Origin of the sequence: Escherichia sp. KTE172 (assembly GCF_000408845.1) — a bacterium.
In the GTDB taxonomy this organism is placed as follows: domain Bacteria; phylum Pseudomonadota; class Gammaproteobacteria; order Enterobacterales; family Enterobacteriaceae; genus Escherichia; species Escherichia coli.
In genome coordinates, this window is sequence record NZ_KE137316.1 from 631,086 (window position 1) to 646,867 (window position 15,782).

17 protein-coding genes and 1 other annotated feature are annotated in these 15,782 nt (G+C 51.2%); of the genes, 3 read left to right on the forward strand and 14 right to left on the reverse strand.

Features of this window, described 5'->3' with window-relative positions:
• Positions 1 to 19: 19 nt before the first annotated feature.
• Positions 20 to 2,398, reverse strand: coding sequence for a phosphoenolpyruvate synthase (ppsA, locus tag G434_RS20580; RefSeq protein ID WP_000069361.1), 2,379 nt, complete (start codon positions 2,396 to 2,398; stop codon positions 20 to 22).
• 332 nt (positions 2,399 to 2,730) lie between these two features.
• On the opposite strand from ppsA, the gene ppsR reads away from it, so the two are divergent.
• The 3 genes from ppsR to hemP all read left to right on the forward strand — a co-directional run bounded on the left by ppsR (position 2,731) and on the right by hemP (position 5,090).
• Positions 2,731 to 3,564 (forward strand): posphoenolpyruvate synthetase regulatory kinase/phosphorylase PpsR, encoded by an 834-nt coding sequence (gene ppsR, locus G434_RS20575; RefSeq protein ID WP_000368041.1) that lies wholly within the window; start codon positions 2,731 to 2,733, stop codon positions 3,562 to 3,564.
• A 156-nt stretch (positions 3,565 to 3,720) separates the two neighbouring features.
• A complete protein-coding gene (gene aroH, locus G434_RS20570) occupies positions 3,721 to 4,767 on the forward strand; it encodes a 3-deoxy-7-phosphoheptulonate synthase AroH (RefSeq protein WP_001082226.1) in 1,047 nt (348 codons plus the stop codon).
• A gap of 131 nt (positions 4,768 to 4,898) precedes the next feature.
• On the forward strand, positions 4,899 to 5,090 hold the full coding sequence (gene hemP, locus G434_RS20565; protein WP_001270810.1) for a hemin uptake protein HemP: 192 nt from the start codon (positions 4,899 to 4,901) through the stop codon (positions 5,088 to 5,090).
• Positions 5,091 to 5,093: 3 nt separating this feature from the next.
• Here the strand turns inward: hemP and selO are convergent, their stop codons facing one another.
• From selO to infC, 13 genes are all read right to left on the reverse strand, one after another.
• The gene (selO, locus tag G434_RS20560; RefSeq protein WP_000175719.1) at positions 5,094 to 6,530 is read right to left on the reverse strand and encodes a protein adenylyltransferase SelO; all 1,437 of its coding nucleotides are present in this window, start codon (positions 6,528 to 6,530) and stop codon (positions 5,094 to 5,096) included.
• 62 nt (positions 6,531 to 6,592) lie between these two features.
• The gene (gene ydiV / locus G434_RS20555) at positions 6,593 to 7,306 is read right to left on the reverse strand and encodes an anti-FlhDC factor (protein WP_001309535.1); all 714 of its coding nucleotides are present in this window, start codon (positions 7,304 to 7,306) and stop codon (positions 6,593 to 6,595) included.
• Between the two features lie 246 nt (positions 7,307 to 7,552).
• Positions 7,553 to 8,017, reverse strand: a complete 465-nt coding sequence (locus G434_RS20550; protein WP_001209780.1) for an NlpC/P60 family protein — start codon at positions 8,015 to 8,017, stop codon at positions 7,553 to 7,555.
• A 77-nt stretch (positions 8,018 to 8,094) separates the two neighbouring features.
• Positions 8,095 to 8,844: a vitamin B12 ABC transporter ATP-binding protein BtuD gene (gene btuD, locus G434_RS20545; protein WP_000029466.1), complete on the reverse strand. Its 750-nt coding sequence runs from the start codon at positions 8,842 to 8,844 to the stop codon at positions 8,095 to 8,097.
• Positions 8,844 to 9,395: a bifunctional thioredoxin/glutathione peroxidase gene (gene btuE, locus G434_RS20540; RefSeq protein WP_001154187.1), complete on the reverse strand. Its 552-nt coding sequence runs from the start codon at positions 9,393 to 9,395 to the stop codon at positions 8,844 to 8,846. The genes btuD and btuE overlap by 1 nt, the downstream gene beginning before the upstream one ends.
• 62 nt (positions 9,396 to 9,457) lie before the next feature.
• Complete coding sequence (gene btuC / locus G434_RS20535) at positions 9,458 to 10,438, reverse strand: vitamin B12 ABC transporter permease BtuC (RefSeq protein ID WP_000956538.1); 981 nt, start codon at positions 10,436 to 10,438, stop codon at positions 9,458 to 9,460.
• A 100-nt stretch (positions 10,439 to 10,538) separates the two neighbouring features.
• Positions 10,539 to 10,838, reverse strand: coding sequence for an integration host factor subunit alpha (gene ihfA, locus G434_RS20530; RefSeq protein WP_001229265.1), 300 nt, complete (start codon positions 10,836 to 10,838; stop codon positions 10,539 to 10,541).
• Positions 10,839 to 10,842: 4 nt separating this feature from the next.
• Positions 10,843 to 13,230 (reverse strand): phenylalanine--tRNA ligase subunit beta, encoded by a 2,388-nt coding sequence (gene pheT / locus G434_RS20525; RefSeq protein ID WP_000672332.1) that lies wholly within the window; start codon positions 13,228 to 13,230, stop codon positions 10,843 to 10,845.
• Between the two features lie 14 nt (positions 13,231 to 13,244).
• Positions 13,245 to 14,228: a phenylalanine--tRNA ligase subunit alpha gene (gene pheS / locus G434_RS20520; RefSeq protein ID WP_000018588.1), complete on the reverse strand. Its 984-nt coding sequence runs from the start codon at positions 14,226 to 14,228 to the stop codon at positions 13,245 to 13,247.
• A gap of 64 nt (positions 14,229 to 14,292) precedes the next feature.
• Positions 14,293 to 14,417: a sequence feature (Phe leader region), on the reverse strand.
• On the reverse strand, positions 14,367 to 14,411 hold the full coding sequence (gene pheM, locus G434_RS29640; protein WP_012602797.1) for a pheST operon leader peptide PheM: 45 nt from the start codon (positions 14,409 to 14,411) through the stop codon (positions 14,367 to 14,369). Its footprint overlaps the feature before it by 45 nt.
• A gap of 116 nt (positions 14,418 to 14,533) precedes the next feature.
• On the reverse strand, positions 14,534 to 14,890 hold the full coding sequence (gene rplT, locus G434_RS20515; protein WP_000124850.1) for a 50S ribosomal protein L20: 357 nt from the start codon (positions 14,888 to 14,890) through the stop codon (positions 14,534 to 14,536).
• A 52-nt stretch (positions 14,891 to 14,942) separates the two neighbouring features.
• Positions 14,943 to 15,140, reverse strand: a complete 198-nt coding sequence (gene rpmI, locus G434_RS20510; RefSeq protein ID WP_001124225.1) for a 50S ribosomal protein L35 — start codon at positions 15,138 to 15,140, stop codon at positions 14,943 to 14,945.
• A gap of 96 nt (positions 15,141 to 15,236) precedes the next feature.
• Positions 15,237 to 15,779: a translation initiation factor IF-3 gene (gene infC / locus G434_RS0124815; RefSeq protein WP_001700733.1), complete on the reverse strand. Its 543-nt coding sequence runs from the start codon at positions 15,777 to 15,779 to the stop codon at positions 15,237 to 15,239.
• Between the last annotated feature and the right edge of the window lie 3 nt (positions 15,780 to 15,782).

Here is a 15,782-nt window from a genome sequence, read left to right on the forward strand (position 1 = left end):
ACGCCGCCGGGGATTTATTTTATTTCTTCAGTTCAGCCAGGCTTAACCAGGTTTGCACCACGGTATCCGGGTTCAGAGACAGGCTATCGATCCCTTCTTCCATCAACCATGCGGCAAAGTCTTCGTGGTCGGACGGGCCCTGACCGCAAATCCCGACATATTTGCCCTGTTTCTTCGCGGCACGAATCGCCATCGACAGCAGTGCTTTCACCGCATCGTTGCGCTCATCGAACAGTTCAGACACCACTCCGGAGTCACGGTCCAGACCGAGCGCCAGCTGTGTCATGTCGTTTGAGCCAATTGAGAAGCCGTCGAAATATTCGAGGAACTGCTCTGCCAGCAAGGCGTTGGACGGAATTTCACACATCATGATGATTTTCAGCCCGTTCTCACCACGTTTCAGCCCCTGACGCGCCAATTCGTCAACCACCGCTTTCGCCTGATCTACGGTACGCACGAACGGGATCATGATCTCAACGTTGGTCAGTCCCATGTCGTTGCGCACACGTTTCACTGCTTCACACTCCAGCGCAAAGCAGTCGCGGAAGCTGTCGGAAACATAGCGGCCCGCGCCACGGAAGCCGAGCATCGGGTTCTCTTCATCTGGCTCGTAACGCTCACCACCGACCAGGTTGGCATATTCGTTCGATTTAAAATCAGAGAGACGGACAATGACGCGCTTCGGATAAAACGCGGCACCCAGCGTCGCGATCCCTTCAGTCAGACGCCCAACGTAAAATTCACGCGGAGAATCAAAACCTTTCATCATCTCGCGGATTTCGTTTTGCAACTGCGGTTCCTGATCGTCAAACTCAAGCAGTGCGCGTGGGTGGACGCCAATCATACGGTTGATGATAAATTCCAGACGCGCAAGGCCCACGCCTTCGTTCGGCAGGCAGGCGAAGTCGAAAGCACGGTCCGGGTTACCGACGTTCATCATCACCTTCAACGGCAGATCAGGCATCGTTTCTACGCTGGAGCTTTTCACGCTAAATTCCAGCAACTCCGCATAGACGTAACCGGTATCACCTTCGGCACAAGAAACAGTGACGTTCTCACCGTCTTTCATCCGTTCTGTTGCATCACCACAGCCCACTACCGCCGGAATGCCGAGTTCACGAGCGATGATCGCCGCGTGACAGGTACGACCGCCACGATTGGTGACGATGGCAGATGCCTTCTTCATGATCGGTTCCCAGTCCGGGTCGGTCATGTCAGTAACCAGCACGTCGCCAGGTTCGATGCGGTTCATTTCGCTGATGTCATGGATGACTTTCACCGGACCCGCGCCGATGCGATGACCGATAGCACGGCCTTCGGCGATAATCTTACCCTGTGAATGCAGCGTATAACGCTCCATGATCTGACCGCGTGAGCGCACGGTTTCCGGACGCGCCTGCACAATGAACAGTTTACCGGTGTGGCCATCTTTCGCCCACTCAATATCCATTGGGCGACCGTAGTGTTTCTCAATTTGTACGGCCTGTTTTGCAAGTTCCTGCACTTCTTCGTTGGTCAGCGAGAAGATGTCACGCTGTTCCTGCGGTACGTCTTCGATTTTAACCTGCTTGCCGTGCTCCTGGGTCGGCGCGTAAACCATGCGGATTTTTTTCGACCCCATGGTGCGGCGCACGATAGCCGGGCGATTCGCCGCCAGTGTCGGTTTGTGCACGTAAAACTCATCCGGGTTAACCGCACCCTGCACGACCATTTCACCAAGGCCCCATGCGGAAGTGATAAACACCACCTGGTCAAAGCCGGATTCGGTATCAATGGAGAACATCACGCCAGAAGATGCGAGGTCGGAGCGCACCATCCGCTGAACACCGGCGGAGAGCGCCACGCCACGGTGATCGTAACCCTGGTGCACACGATAAGAGATGGCGCGATCGTTAAACAGAGAAGCAAATACATGTTTCACTGCCACGAGAACGGCGTCAAAACCCTGAACGTTGAGGAAAGTTTCCTGCTGACCGGCAAAAGAAGCGTCCGGCATATCTTCTGCGGTGGCGGAGGAACGCACCGCAAACGAGGCGTTTTCGTCATCGGCGGAAAGCTGTGCATAGGCTTCGCGGATGGCGTTTTCCAGCTCAGGCTGGAAGGGAGTGTCGATAATCCACTGGCGGATTTGCGCGCCCGCTTTCGCAAGCTGGGTAACATCGTCAATATCCGTTTTATCCAGCAGTTCATAAATGCGCTGGTTTACGCCGCTTTGGTCCAGAAACTGGTTAAACGCGTCGGCGGTTGTGGCAAAACCATTCGGAACGGAAACACCCATTCCGGAAAGGTTAGTAATCATTTCACCCAGGGAGGCATTTTTGCCCCCAACCCTGTCTACATCATTCATGCCGAGTTGGTTATACCAAAGCACCAGCGGTGACGAGCCATTGTTGGACATCGAACAATCCTTTTGTGATAAATGAACGGTTTGAGAAACACATTTCTGCGCATTTATCTTTGCATATTTAACCGGATGAAAAAAACGGTGAATCGTTCAAGCAAATATATTTTTTTACTTTTTAAGACTGATCCCAGCGTTGCGCAAACCTGCTCTATTCGACAATTTCCACATAAACCATCGGTATAAACGAAACCATAAAAATGAAATGCTGTTTTCATAAATAATAAAATTGAAGGTTCATTTTATAAACCAGACATAACATTCTACGCTTCTGTGCGTTTTTAATTTATGCTTTCATAGAATTATGTCTGCATCACGGGAAGAACAAAATGGATAATGCTGTTGATCGCCACGTTTTTTATATTTCTGATGGTACGGCAATAACTGCGGAGGTATTAGGACACGCAGTAATGTCACAATTTCCCGTCACTATCAGCAGCATTACGCTGCCGTTTGTCGAAAATGAGAGCCGTGCACGGGCAGTGAAGGATCAGATTGACGCAATTTATCACCAGACAGGTGTGCGCCCGCTGGTCTTCTACTCCATCGTGTTGCCGGAGATTCGCGCCATCATCTTGGAAAGTGAGGGCTTTTGCCAGGATATCGTTCAGGCGCTGGTTGCCCCGCTACAACAAGAGATGAAACTGGATCCAACGCCGATTGCTCACCGAACCCACGGCCTTAACCCTAATAATCTCAATAAATATGATGCGCGCATTGCGGCGATTGATTACACCCTCGCCCACGATGACGGCATTTCGTTGCGCAATCTGGACCAGGCTCAGGTGATCCTGCTCGGCGTTTCTCGCTGTGGTAAAACCCCCACCAGTCTGTATCTGGCAATGCAGTTTGGTATCCGCGCGGCAAACTACCCCTTTATTGCCGACGATATGGATAATCTGGTGCTACCCGCGTCGCTCAAACCGCTTCAGCATAAATTGTTCGGCCTGACTATCGACCCGGAACGTCTGGCGGCGATTCGCGAAGAACGTCGGGAGAACAGTCGCTATGCCTCGCTTCGTCAGTGCAGGATGGAAGTCGCGGAAGTAGAAGCCTTGTACCGTAAAAATCAGATCCCGTGGATTAACAGTACCAATTATTCGGTAGAAGAGATTGCCACCAAGATCCTCGATATCATGGGCCTTAGCCGCCGAATGTACTAGAGAACTAGTGCATTAGCTTATTTTTTTGTTATCATGCTAACCACCCGGCGAGGTGTGACACACCTCGCACTTGAAATCAGCTGCGATTGGTTTATCGTGATGCGCATCACTTCCCGGTAGTCCTGCCGTAGAAGCAACAAATTTCTGAGACTTGTAATGAACAGAACTGACGAACTCCGTACTGCGCGTATTGAGAGCCTGGTAACGCCCGCCGAACTCGCGCTACGGTATCCCGTAACGCCTGGCGTCGCCACCCATGTCACCGACTCCCGCCGCAGAATTGAAAAAATACTGAATGGTGAAGATAAGCGACTGTTGGTCATTATTGGCCCCTGCTCGATCCACGATCTCACCGCTGCAATGGAGTACGCCACCCGTCTGCAGTCGCTGCGCAACCAGTACCAGTCACGGCTGGAAATCGTAATGCGCACCTATTTTGAAAAACCACGAACTGTTGTCGGCTGGAAAGGACTAATCTCCGATCCGGATTTAAACGGCAGCTATCGGGTAAATCACGGTCTGGAGCTGGCGCGCAAATTACTTTTACAGGTAAATGAGCTGGGCGTCCCTACCGCGACTGAGTTCCTCGATATGGTGACCGGTCAGTTTATTGCTGATTTAATCAGTTGGGGTGCGATTGGCGCACGTACTACCGAAAGTCAGATCCACCGTGAAATGGCTTCGGCACTCTCCTGTCCGGTAGGTTTTAAAAATGGTACCGATGGCAACACGCGGATTGCTGTGGATGCTATCCGCGCTGCCCGCGCCAGCCATATGTTCCTCTCACCAGACAAAAATGGTCAGATGACCATCTATCAGACCAGCGGCAACCCGTATGGCCACATTATTATGCGTGGCGGCAAAAAACCGAATTACCATGCCGATGATATCGCCGCAGCCTGCGATACGCTGCACGAGTTTGATTTACCTGAACATCTGGTGGTGGATTTCAGCCACGGTAACTGCCAGAAGCAGCACCGTCGCCAGTTAGAAGTTTGTGAGGATATTTGTCAGCAAATCCGCAATGGCTCTACGGCGATTGCTGGAATTATGGCGGAAAGTTTCCTGCGCGAAGGAACGCAAAAAATCGTCGGCGGTCAGCCGCTCACTTACGGTCAATCGATTACCGACCCGTGTCTGGGCTGGGAAGATACCGAACGCCTGGTCGAAAAACTCGCCTCTGCGGTAGATACCCGCTTCTGAATGCGTGCCCATTCCTGACGGAATGGGCATTTCTGCGCAACTTGTTGTCTTCTCAACACATTACTGCTTGCTCTGGCCCGCTATAATATTGATAATAAGAATCATTGTTATATCAATTATTATTAATTTTTATGCGTTATACGGATAGCAGAAAACTCACGCCTGAAACGGATGCCAATCACAAGACCGCTTCCCCGCAGCCCATCCGGCGAATTACCAGCCAGACACTGTTAGGTCCGGATGGCAAACTGATTATCGATCATGACGGGCAAGAATATCTGCTCCGTAAAACTCAGGCTGGCAAGCTGCTGTTGACCAAGTAGCCTTTAACTCGAGCAGCTGACTTCCAGCCGTTTACCCCAGTCAGGTGGACGACTGACGTAGTCATCATCTCTGTCGCTGAAAGGATTTCGCAACGCCTCATGCAGGCGGTGCAATTCCGTCATATCACCCTTTTCTGCCGCTTCAATCGCCCGTTGCGCCAACCAGTTGCGCAACACCAGAGCTGGGTTAACGCTTTGCATCAGCTGCTGACGCTCACTATCGGTAACCTCGTCTTGTTGCAAACGTACCCGATAACGGGCAAACCAGTCATCAAATGCCGCACGATCGATAAACTCATCACGTAGCGGTGACGCCGCGCTGTACTGCTCGGTCAGACTCAGCATGCGGAATGTGCGGGTATAATCGCTGCGCTCTCGCGCCATCAGACTGAATAATTCATTCAGTAGCGCGTTATCCTCTTTTTGCTCCGTCATGAAGCCCAGTTTCTGCCGCATCCGTTGTCCATAATGCGTCAACAAAACCTGCTGATAGCTGTCCAGGGCCTCATTCAGGGCATCTACGGCAACAAATGGTGACAATGTCTGCGCCAGACGCTGTAAATTCCACAACGCGACAGCAGGTTGATTATCAAAGCTATAACGCCCTTGATGATCCGAGTGATTACAAATAAAACCGGGTTCGTAATCATCAAGAAAACCAAACGGCCCGTAATCAAGCGTCAGCCCCAGCAGCGACATGTTGTCGGTATTCATCACCCCATGAGCAAAGCCGACCGTCTGCCATTGGGCAATTAGCGATGCGGTACGTGCGACAACATCGCTAAACCAGAGACGGTATTTGTCCTCATCATCTTCAAGATGTGACCAGTAATGACGAATGGCAAAGTCAGCCAACTGACGAACCTTTTCCGGCTCGCGGCGATAGTAAAAATGTTCGAAATGACCAAAGCGCAGATGACTTGGTGCCACACGCATCAGCATCGCGCCTGGCTCCACCGTTTCCCGATACACTGGCGAATCGCTGGTGACGATACTTAACGCGCGGGTCGTCGGAATGCCCAGATAATGCATCGCCTCACTGGCGAGACTTTCTCGTATCGTCGAACGTAAAACCGCCCGTCCATCACCCATTCGCGAATAAGGCGTCAGGCCAGCACCTTTCAGATGCCAGTCCATTGTAGTGCCATCAGCAAGCCGTTGTTCGCCGAGTAAAATGCCGCGCCCATCACCCAGTTGGCCCGCCCAGACGCCGAACTGATGACCACTGTAAACCTGCGCCAGTGGTGACATACCAGGCAGTAGGGTTTCGCCGCCCCAGACACCTGCGTCATTTTTAAACAGCGACGATGGAATACTCAGCGTGTTAGCGAGTTCGGTATTATGCCAAATCAGCCGGGCATTATTTAAAGGCGTAGGGGAAAGTGCTGTATAGGTTCCTGGCAATTCATCGCGCCAGCGGGTAACAAAAGACAGGGTCATAGATCCTCCTGTTTGATAGTGTAGACGGTTACTCTCGTCTTAAACACCAGCAAACAGGAGGGTTATCGCTGAACCAACGTCGTTATCTGATTTATGGGAACGGCAGGCCACAGGCATCCCTGGAGAGCATGGAAATCGAAGGGGGTAATCTGTGCCATTATTTCTGGCGTATCAATGCCCCCCGCGATGATGCAATTGCAACATGGGGAAATTTGCGCCTGGATCGCACGAATAAACGGTTCGAAGGAGCGGTGCGTGATTTGTTGCTGAATAAAACTTTTATCCAGCATGACGCGGGTGAAAAGACCATCAAAAACCGCTTTCATTGTGCTATTGCCTGCGCCCAAATTACCTAACACAAGGGGATACATTTGCGATAAGGACAAAAGATCGCGATTATCTTTTCCTTCATCGAGATGCGGGTAATTCTCATTAATCAACAGTTCAATAAACGGATATTTTAATAGTTCGCCTGCGTAATTATCCCTGTCTAATAATAAAGTAGCCACTTGTGGCGTTAAATTAAGCCAGGCAAAGAGTTTATGTTGAATAAAAAAGTGTTGGCATGATTTTAGTAATTCCAACTGCTCTGAAAATAATTGCCAATGTTGCTCCGCGGTAAGTTGCGCTATAACCCGACTCGTCGGGATACGAACCGTACCATCTTCACTGGAGAAATGGGTAATTAACTCAACGCCGACAAGGTCTTGCTGGTTATCTCTTATCGGCAGGAAATAGCAATCAGAATGATAAAGATTCTCCAAAAAAATCTTCATGGTAACCGTCCCTCTCGAAGGATGTTTTTCAGTATCCGGCTAAAAGGGATGAGGCCATAAGACATAACAATTACAGAAGGAGTAACTTTCATTTGTTCCATGTTAACCACTTTTTCAGGGGTCCTTTTTTTAGATTATCCTGATTATAAACGAATAATCCATTTACGGAATTTTTGTCTGCAAAATACTACTGTATTCTGGAGTAAATGGACGGCGATGTATCATCGCCGTCCATTTTTCGACATACTAGATTCGTCTCGCCTGCCAGAAATTTTTCTGCCAATAGACATTATCAAGTGAGGAACGCATCACTCCCTTGCTGGTAGAGGCGTGGATAAATTGGTTGTTGGTATCGTAAATACCTACATGCAAACCATTTTGTCCGGAGCCCGTTTTGAAAAAGACCAGGTCACCAGGCAGCAACTCGTCTTTATCAATTTGCGTGCCGATAGAGGCTTGTTCTTTGGTTTCTCGGGGCAGCTGCAAATCGAAACGATCGCGCATCGTCACAACCACAAATCCCGAACAGTCCACACCGCGCCGCGTCATGCCACCATAACGATACGGCGTGCCATGCCAGCTCTGTAGCTGGTCGTTCAAACCGGCAATAACGGTAATCGAATCAGAAAGTCTGGCATTTGGCGGCGGTGCTTTATGGTGGCTACACCCGGCCAGAAACAGTGCTGTGATCAAAATAAGGCAGAAACGCATTCCGTACGGTTCCTCTGTTTTTTATTCTTGCATTAATTTAGCGTCGTAATTACCCGATTTTCAAGATACTAATGAAATCAAATGGTCGAAATCAGCATTCGGTGACCTTCGATATCCAGACGGCGAAAATTCATCCCATAGGCCTGCGCCAGATTTGGCGGCGTGAGCACCTCTTCCCTGCGTCCACTGGCCAGCATTTTTCCACCTTTTAGCAACCATGCCCGATGCGCATGACGCAATGTGTGGTTGAGATCGTGACTGCTCATCACAATCGCCAGTCCTTGCTGACACAGCGCGCTCAGAATTTTGTCTAACGCACTTTGTTGCGCAACATCAAGACTGTTCATCGGCTCATCAAGAAGCAGCAATTGGCCTGCGGGATTGGCTTGTGGTGTGATTTGCAACACCACCGCAGCAAGACGTACGCGTTGCCATTCACCGCCGGAAAGTTGATTGGTGCTCCGTCCGAGTTTGTCATCAAGAGCCAGCGCCCCTGCGACATCATTCAGTAGTTCGGTACGCGTTTTATCGTGCTGATGCAGTGTCAGGTAGTGCCAGACCGGCATTGCAAACGGCGGCGTCTGCTGTTGTGAAAGATAGGCGCGATGCAGCGCGAGTTTTGTTGCGGACCATGCTTCCAGTGGTTGCCCCGCGAACTGAATGCTTCCCTTACCGCTGGTCATTCCGGCCATTCGCGCCAGTAAGGTACTCTTACCCGCGCCATTCGGCCCCACCAGATGCAGGATCTCCCCTGCCCGAACCTCGCCAGAAAGCGGCCCAAGGCGGGTTGATTCCGCAACATCCTGTAGCTGCATCACAATAGACATTATTTCGCCAACGCCAGTTTAATGCTTTCCATCACAATGGGATCTTCCGGCGTCATATCCGGGGAAAAACGCTGGATTACCAATCCGTCCCTGCCAACTAAAAATTTCTCAAAATTCCATAAAATATCATCAGGGTACAGCGGTGCACGACCTTTGCTGACCATACGGGCATAGAATCCGCTCTCTTCCGGCGCGACTGCGGTCGGCGCTGCGGCAATCAATTTTTGATACAGCGGATGGCGTCCTTCGCCATTAACTTCAATCTTACTGAACATCGGGAACGTCACCCCCCATGTAGTGGTGCAGTAAGTTTTAATCTCTTCATCGCTGCCCGGTTCTTGCTCCAGAAACTGGTTGCACGGGAATCCCAGCACCACAAAACCACGATCGGCCCAGGCTTTCTGAATATTCTCCAACTGCTCATATTGCGGCGTTAAGCCACACTTTGAGGCGACATTGACAATCAACAGCACATTACCGGCGTACTTCTCCAGCGTGGTCACTTCACCGTCGATATCTTTCACTACGGTCGTCAGAATGGAATCTTGCATCGTTTCTCCTGGGTGTGGTCAGTAAAAATCTTAGCTTTTAATCATAGACCGTCTTTTTGCGGCTAACGTCCTGCTTTTAACAATAACCAGATAAACACCGGCGCACCCAACGTTGCGGTGACCACGCCAATAGGCAGCTCTGCGGCAGCTAATGCCAGGCGCGCTACAACATCAGCCAGCAGCAATGCGCTCGCCCCTGCCAGCGCGCAGCCGGGAAGTAATACGCGATGATCGGTTAAACCACATAACCGGAGAATATGGGGGATCACCAGACCAATAAAGCCGATAGCACCCGCCAGCGCCACACTGACGCCAACCATCCAGCCGGTCGCTGCCACCAGCACATTGCGCCAGAACCACAGGGGTAAACCCAGTTGCCGCGCCGAGATCTCGCCAAGTGCTAACATATTCATCGGCCTGGACTGACAACAGATCCACAACAACACGGGGATCAATGCCAGCATCAGCCAGCTTTGCCGCCAGTCTACGCCGCCAAAACCGCCCATCATCCAGTACATCAGCTGACGTAAATCAACAGAGGTGGAAAAGTAGATAGCCCACGTCATTAGTGCGCTACAGATAATCCCTAATGCAACGCCAGCCAGCAATAACCGACTGGTCGAAAGATGACGACGGGCGAAACGTAAGAGTATTAAAGTGATGATAAGCGCGCCAGCAATCGCACACAGCCCTAGTGCCCAGTTTGGGAGTTGCCCTTGCCCAAGCAACACCGCGGCGATAAGCCCTACGCCTGCGCCGTTAGAGACGCCAAGTAGTCCAGGTTCTGCCAGAGGATTTTCAAACAACGCCTGCATTACTGCGCCGGATATAGCCAGCGCCGCACCAACCAGCAATACAGCCAGCGTACGTGGCAGGCGAATTTGCCAGACGAACAGTTCGCCACGAGGAGTAGACCAGTCACCGGGCGAAATCCATTGTTCACCGGCGCAAAGGCTTAAGAGAAGCGCCAGCAGCATCAAAACTGACAGGCATAATAACCAGCGAATATTTTGTCGCTGTTGTTGGCGGGCAAGTGTCAGCATGGTATCCGTTCTGCTGAAGTGTCATGGCGTTGATTTTACGGTGACTCTTCGACAGTGAAAAGAAAAAAGGCCGCAGAGCGGCCTTTTTAGTTAGATCAGATTACTCGTCTTTGGGCGAAGCGTTTTCGACCCGGCTTTTTAACTTCTGCCCGGGTCTGAAGGTCACCACGCGCCGTGCTGTAATGGGAATATCCTCGCCCGTTTTCGGGTTACGTCCCGGGCGTTGATTCTTATCACGCAGATCGAAGTTACCAAAACCAGAGAGTTTCACCTGTTCGCCGTTTTCCAGAGCGCGACGGATCTCTTCGAAAAACAGTTCAACCAGTTCTTTGGCATCCCGCTTGCTAAGCCCAAGCTTATCAAACAGATATTCTGACATTTCAGCTTTTGTAAGCGCCATAGGTTCAATCCCTCAATGATGCCTGGAATCGCTCTTTTAATGCCTCTACACATTTGGCGACGGTAGCGGCAATCTCCTCTTCTTCGAGTGTACGGCTGGTATCTTGCAGGATCAGGCTTATGGCGAGGCTCTTATACCCCTCCGCAACACCCTTACCGCGGTACACGTCAAATAAGTTTACGCCAACTACCTGATTTACGCCAACTTTCTTACATTCGGATAAAATATCCGCTGCGGGAACGTTTTCTGCGACCACCACCGCGATGTCACGACGGTTCGCCGGAAAGCGAGAAATTTCGCGCGCCTGAGGCACCACGCGGTCTGCGAGCTTGTTCCACTCCAGTTCGAACACCAGAGTGCGACCGTTAAGATCCAGTTTACGTTCCAGTTCAGGATGAACAACCCCAACAAAACCAATACGTTCACCTTTCAGATAAATCGCTGCGGATTGCCCCGGATGCAGTGCCGGATTCGCTTCTGCACGGAACTCAACCTCATTCAGTTTACCGGTCAGGTCGAGAACGGATTCAAGATCGCCTTTCAAATCATAGAAATCAACGGTCTCTTTTGCCAGGTTCCAGTGCTCTTCGTAACGGTTACCGCAAATCACACCGGCTAACATCAGATCCTGACGAATGCCCAACGGTGCCTGAGTATCTGGTACGAAACGCAGACCACTTTCGAAAATGCGCACACGGTTCTGCTGACGGTTCTGGTTGTACACCACGGTTGCCAGCAGGCCGGTCCACAGGGAAAGACGCATTGCTGACATTTCAACGGAAATAGGGCTTGGCAGCAGTAAGGCTTCAACGCCTGGATGGATCATCTGCTGCACTTTCGGATCAACGAAGCTGTAGGTGATCACTTCCTGATAGCCTTTGTCGTTGAGCAGCGTTTTCACGCGCTTGAGCGACAGGTCAGCTTCACGGTGAGTACCCATAATCAGGCTTGCCTGTACCGGCTCATCCGGGATGTTGTTGTAGCCGTAAACACGCGCGACTTCTTCGACCAGATCTTCTTCAATCTCCATGTCGAAACGCCAGCTCGGCGCAACTGCCTGCCACTCGTCTTTGCCTTCGGTCACTTCGCAGCCGAGACGACGCAGAATGTCAGTGACCTGCTCATCGGCAATATGATGGCCAATCAGGCGATCCAGTTTGCTGCGACGCAAAGTGATGGTTGCACGTTTCGGCAGCGTTGCTTCGTTGGTGATATCAATTACCGGACCAGCCTCACCACCACAGATGTCGATCAGCAGACGGGTCGCACGTTCCATCGCTTTGTGCTGCAGTGCCGGATCAACGCCACGCTCATAACGGTGAGACGCATCGGTATGCAGGCCATGACGACGAGCACGACCGGTGATAGATAGTGGGCTGAAGAAAGCACATTCCAACAGGACGTTTTGCGTTTCTTCATTTACGCCAGAATGTTCGCCACCAAAGATGCCGCCCATCGCCAGCGCCTTGTTGTGGTCGGCGATGACCAGGGTGTCAGCGTTCAGCTTCGCTTCGGTACCGTCGAGCAGTACCAGCGTTTCGCCCTCTTTCGCCATCCGCACCACAATGCCGCCTTCAATGCGATCTTTATCGAAAGCGTGCATCGGCTGGCCCAGTTCGAGCAGCACATAGTTGGTGACGTCAACAACTGCATCGATAGAACGGATCCCGCAACGACGCAGTTTTTCTTTCATCCACAGCGGAGTTGGCGCTTTAACATTAATGCCTTTTACCACACGGCCAAGATAACGCGGGCAGGCTTCCGGCGCTTCGACTGTAATCGGCAGCGTGTCGTCGATGGTCGCACCAACCGGAACGATTTCCGGTTCAACCAGCGGCAGCTGGTTCAGCACGGCAACGTCACGCGCAACACCAATGATACCTAAGCAGTCGGCACGGTTTGGTGTCACGCTGATTTCGATGGTGTTGTCATCGAGTTTCAGGTATTCGCGGATGTCGGTGCCAATCGGCGCATCTGCAGGCAGCTCGATTATGCCGTTATGATCGTCAGAAATTCCCAGCTCAGAAAAGGAGCACAGCATCCCTTCAGACGGTTCGCCACGAAGTTTCGCCGCTTTAATTTTGAAATCGCCCGGCAAAACAGCACCAATGGTCGCTACCGCCACACGCAGGCCCTGACGGCAGTTTGGCGCACCGCAGACGATGTCCAGCAGGCGATCGCCGCCGACATTCACTTTTGTCACACGCAGTTTGTCAGCGTTCGGATGCTGCGCACACTCAACCACTTCACCAACGACCACGCCGTGGAAGCTACCGGCAACCGGTTCTACACCGTCAACTTCCAGGCCCGCCATAGTGATTTGATTTGCCAGCGCATCGCTATCAATCGCCGGGTTCACCCATTCGCGTAACCACAGTTCACTGAATTTCATAATCTATTCCTGCCTTATTTAAACTGTTTGAGGAAACGCAGATCGTTTTCGAAGAATGAACGCAGGTCGGTGACGCCGTAACGCAACATGGTCAGACGCTCCATCCCCATCCCGAAGGCGAAACCAGAGTAAACTTCCGGGTCGATGCCAACGTTACGCAGTACGTTCGGATGTACCATTCCGCAGCCCAGTACTTCCAGCCATTTACCGTTTTTACCCATGACGTCCACTTCTGCAGAAGGTTCGGTAAACGGGAAGTAGGAAGGACGGAAGCGGATCTGCAAATCTTCCTCAAAGAAGTTACGCAGGAAGTCGTGCAGCGTGCCTTTCAGGTTGGTAAAGCTGATGTTGGTATCAACAATCAGACCTTCCATCTGATGGAACATCGGCGTGTGAGTCTGGTCGTAGTCGTTACGATAAACGCGGCCAGGCGCGATGATACGAATCGGTGGCTGCTGAGCTTTCATGGTGCGGATCTGCACGCCAGAGGTCTGGGTACGCAGCAGGCGGGTAGCGTCAAACCAGAAAGTGTCGTGGTCAGCACGCGCCGGGTGGTGACCAGGAATGTTCAGAGCATCGAAGTTATGATAATCGTCTTCGATTTCCGGCCCGGTTGCCACGGTAAAGCCAAGCTCACCGAAGAAACTTTCGATACGGTCGATGGTACGGGTCACCGGATGCAGACCGCCGTTTTCAATACGACGCCCCGGCAGGGAGACATCAATCGTTTCCGCCGCCAGACGCGCATTCAGCGCTGCGCTTTCCAGTTCCGCTTTACGTGCATTCAGCGCCTGCTGAACCTGCTCTTTCGCTTCGTTGATAACCGCACCGGCTGCCGGGCGTTCTTCTGGCGGCAGCTCACGCAGGGTCGTCATCTGAAGGGTTAAGTGCCCTTTTTTACCCAAATATTCGACGCGCACATTGTCTAACGCGGCAACATCTGACGCCTGGCTAATGGCCGCCTTCGCACTGGCAACCAGTTCTGCGAGATGTGACATGGTTTTCCTCATTGTGTCAGTGGTGACACTGGTTCGTTGGACTTAATTTTTTCAAAACGCGCATACAAAAAAAGCCTCCACTGGGAGGCTTTCAGGCGCTGTTTTCCGTTTCTCTTCTCACGCGCTAGCCTCCTGGAGTCAGGAGCTAAAGTAAAAAAAGAAGCGGAAAATAGCAGCATTCATTGCTTGCGTTACCTTTTGGTACTTTTCAAAAGACCTTTATTGAAAAGGCTACGGCGATAAAAGTCAATGTTTTGATGGCGTTGAAACGAAAAGAGGGAGACTAGCTCCCTCTTTCAACTGGCTTATGCCAGAGCTGCTTTCGCTTTTTCAACCAGAGCGGTGAACGCTACTTTGTCGAATACTGCGATATCAGCCAGGATCTTACGGTCGATTTCAACAGAGGCTTTTTTCAGGCCATTGATGAATTTGCTGTAAGAAATACCGTTCTGACGTGCTGCTGCGTTGATACGCGCAATCCACAGTTGACGGAACTGACGCTTACGTTGACGACGGTCACGGTAAGCATACTGACCAGCTTTGATAACAGCCTGGAAGGCAACGCGGTATACGCGAGAACGCGCACCGTAGTAGCCTTTAGCTTGTTTCAAAATTTTCTTGTGACGTGCGCGTGCAATAACACCACGTTTTACGCGAGCCATATGTGCTCTCCTGTATCTATATTCTAATTAAAAAGTTAAAAACGTTAACGGCTTATGCGTACGGCAGGCACGCGATTACCAGGCCCAGATCGCCTTTGGAAACCATGGCTTTCGGACGCAGGTGACGTTTACGTTTGGTCGCTTTTTTGGTCAGAATGTGACGCAGGTTAGCGTGCTTGTGCTTAAAACCACCTTTACCGGTTTTTTTGAAGCGCTTAGCAGCACCGCGTACGGTCTTAATTTTTGGCATTTTAATAACTTCCACTTCGCATTGTTAATAAACGAAACAAAGGCGAACAATGCCTGTGAAGCCCAAAGGCTCCACAGACAGTGCTACTTGAAGGCCTTACTGTTTCTTCTTAGGAGCGAGCACCATGATCATCTGGCGGCCTTCGATCTTCGTTGGGAAGGATTCGACCACTGCCAGTTCTTGCAAATCGTCTTTCACGCGATTAAGCACTTCCATACCGATTTGCTGGTGCGCCATCTCACGACCACGGAAACGCAGCGTGATTTTGGCTTTATCACCCTCTTCGAGAAAGCGAATCAGGCTGCGGAGTTTTACCTGATAGTCGCCTTCATCTGTACCAGGACGGAATTTAATTTCCTTAACCTGGATAACTTTTTGCTTTTTCTTCTGTTCCTTAGAAGACTTGCTCTTTTCATAGAGGAATTTGCCGTAATCCATTATACGACAAACCGGCGGCTCGGCGTTAGGGCTGATCTCGACTAAGTCTACTCCGGCTTCTTCTGCTTTCTCCAGAGCTTCTCTCAGACTCACAATACCAAGCTGCTCGCCTTCCAGACCTGTTAAGCGAACTTCCTGGGCGCGAATTTCGCCATTGATACGGTTAGGGCGCGCCGTTTGAACTCGTTTTCCGCCTTTAATACC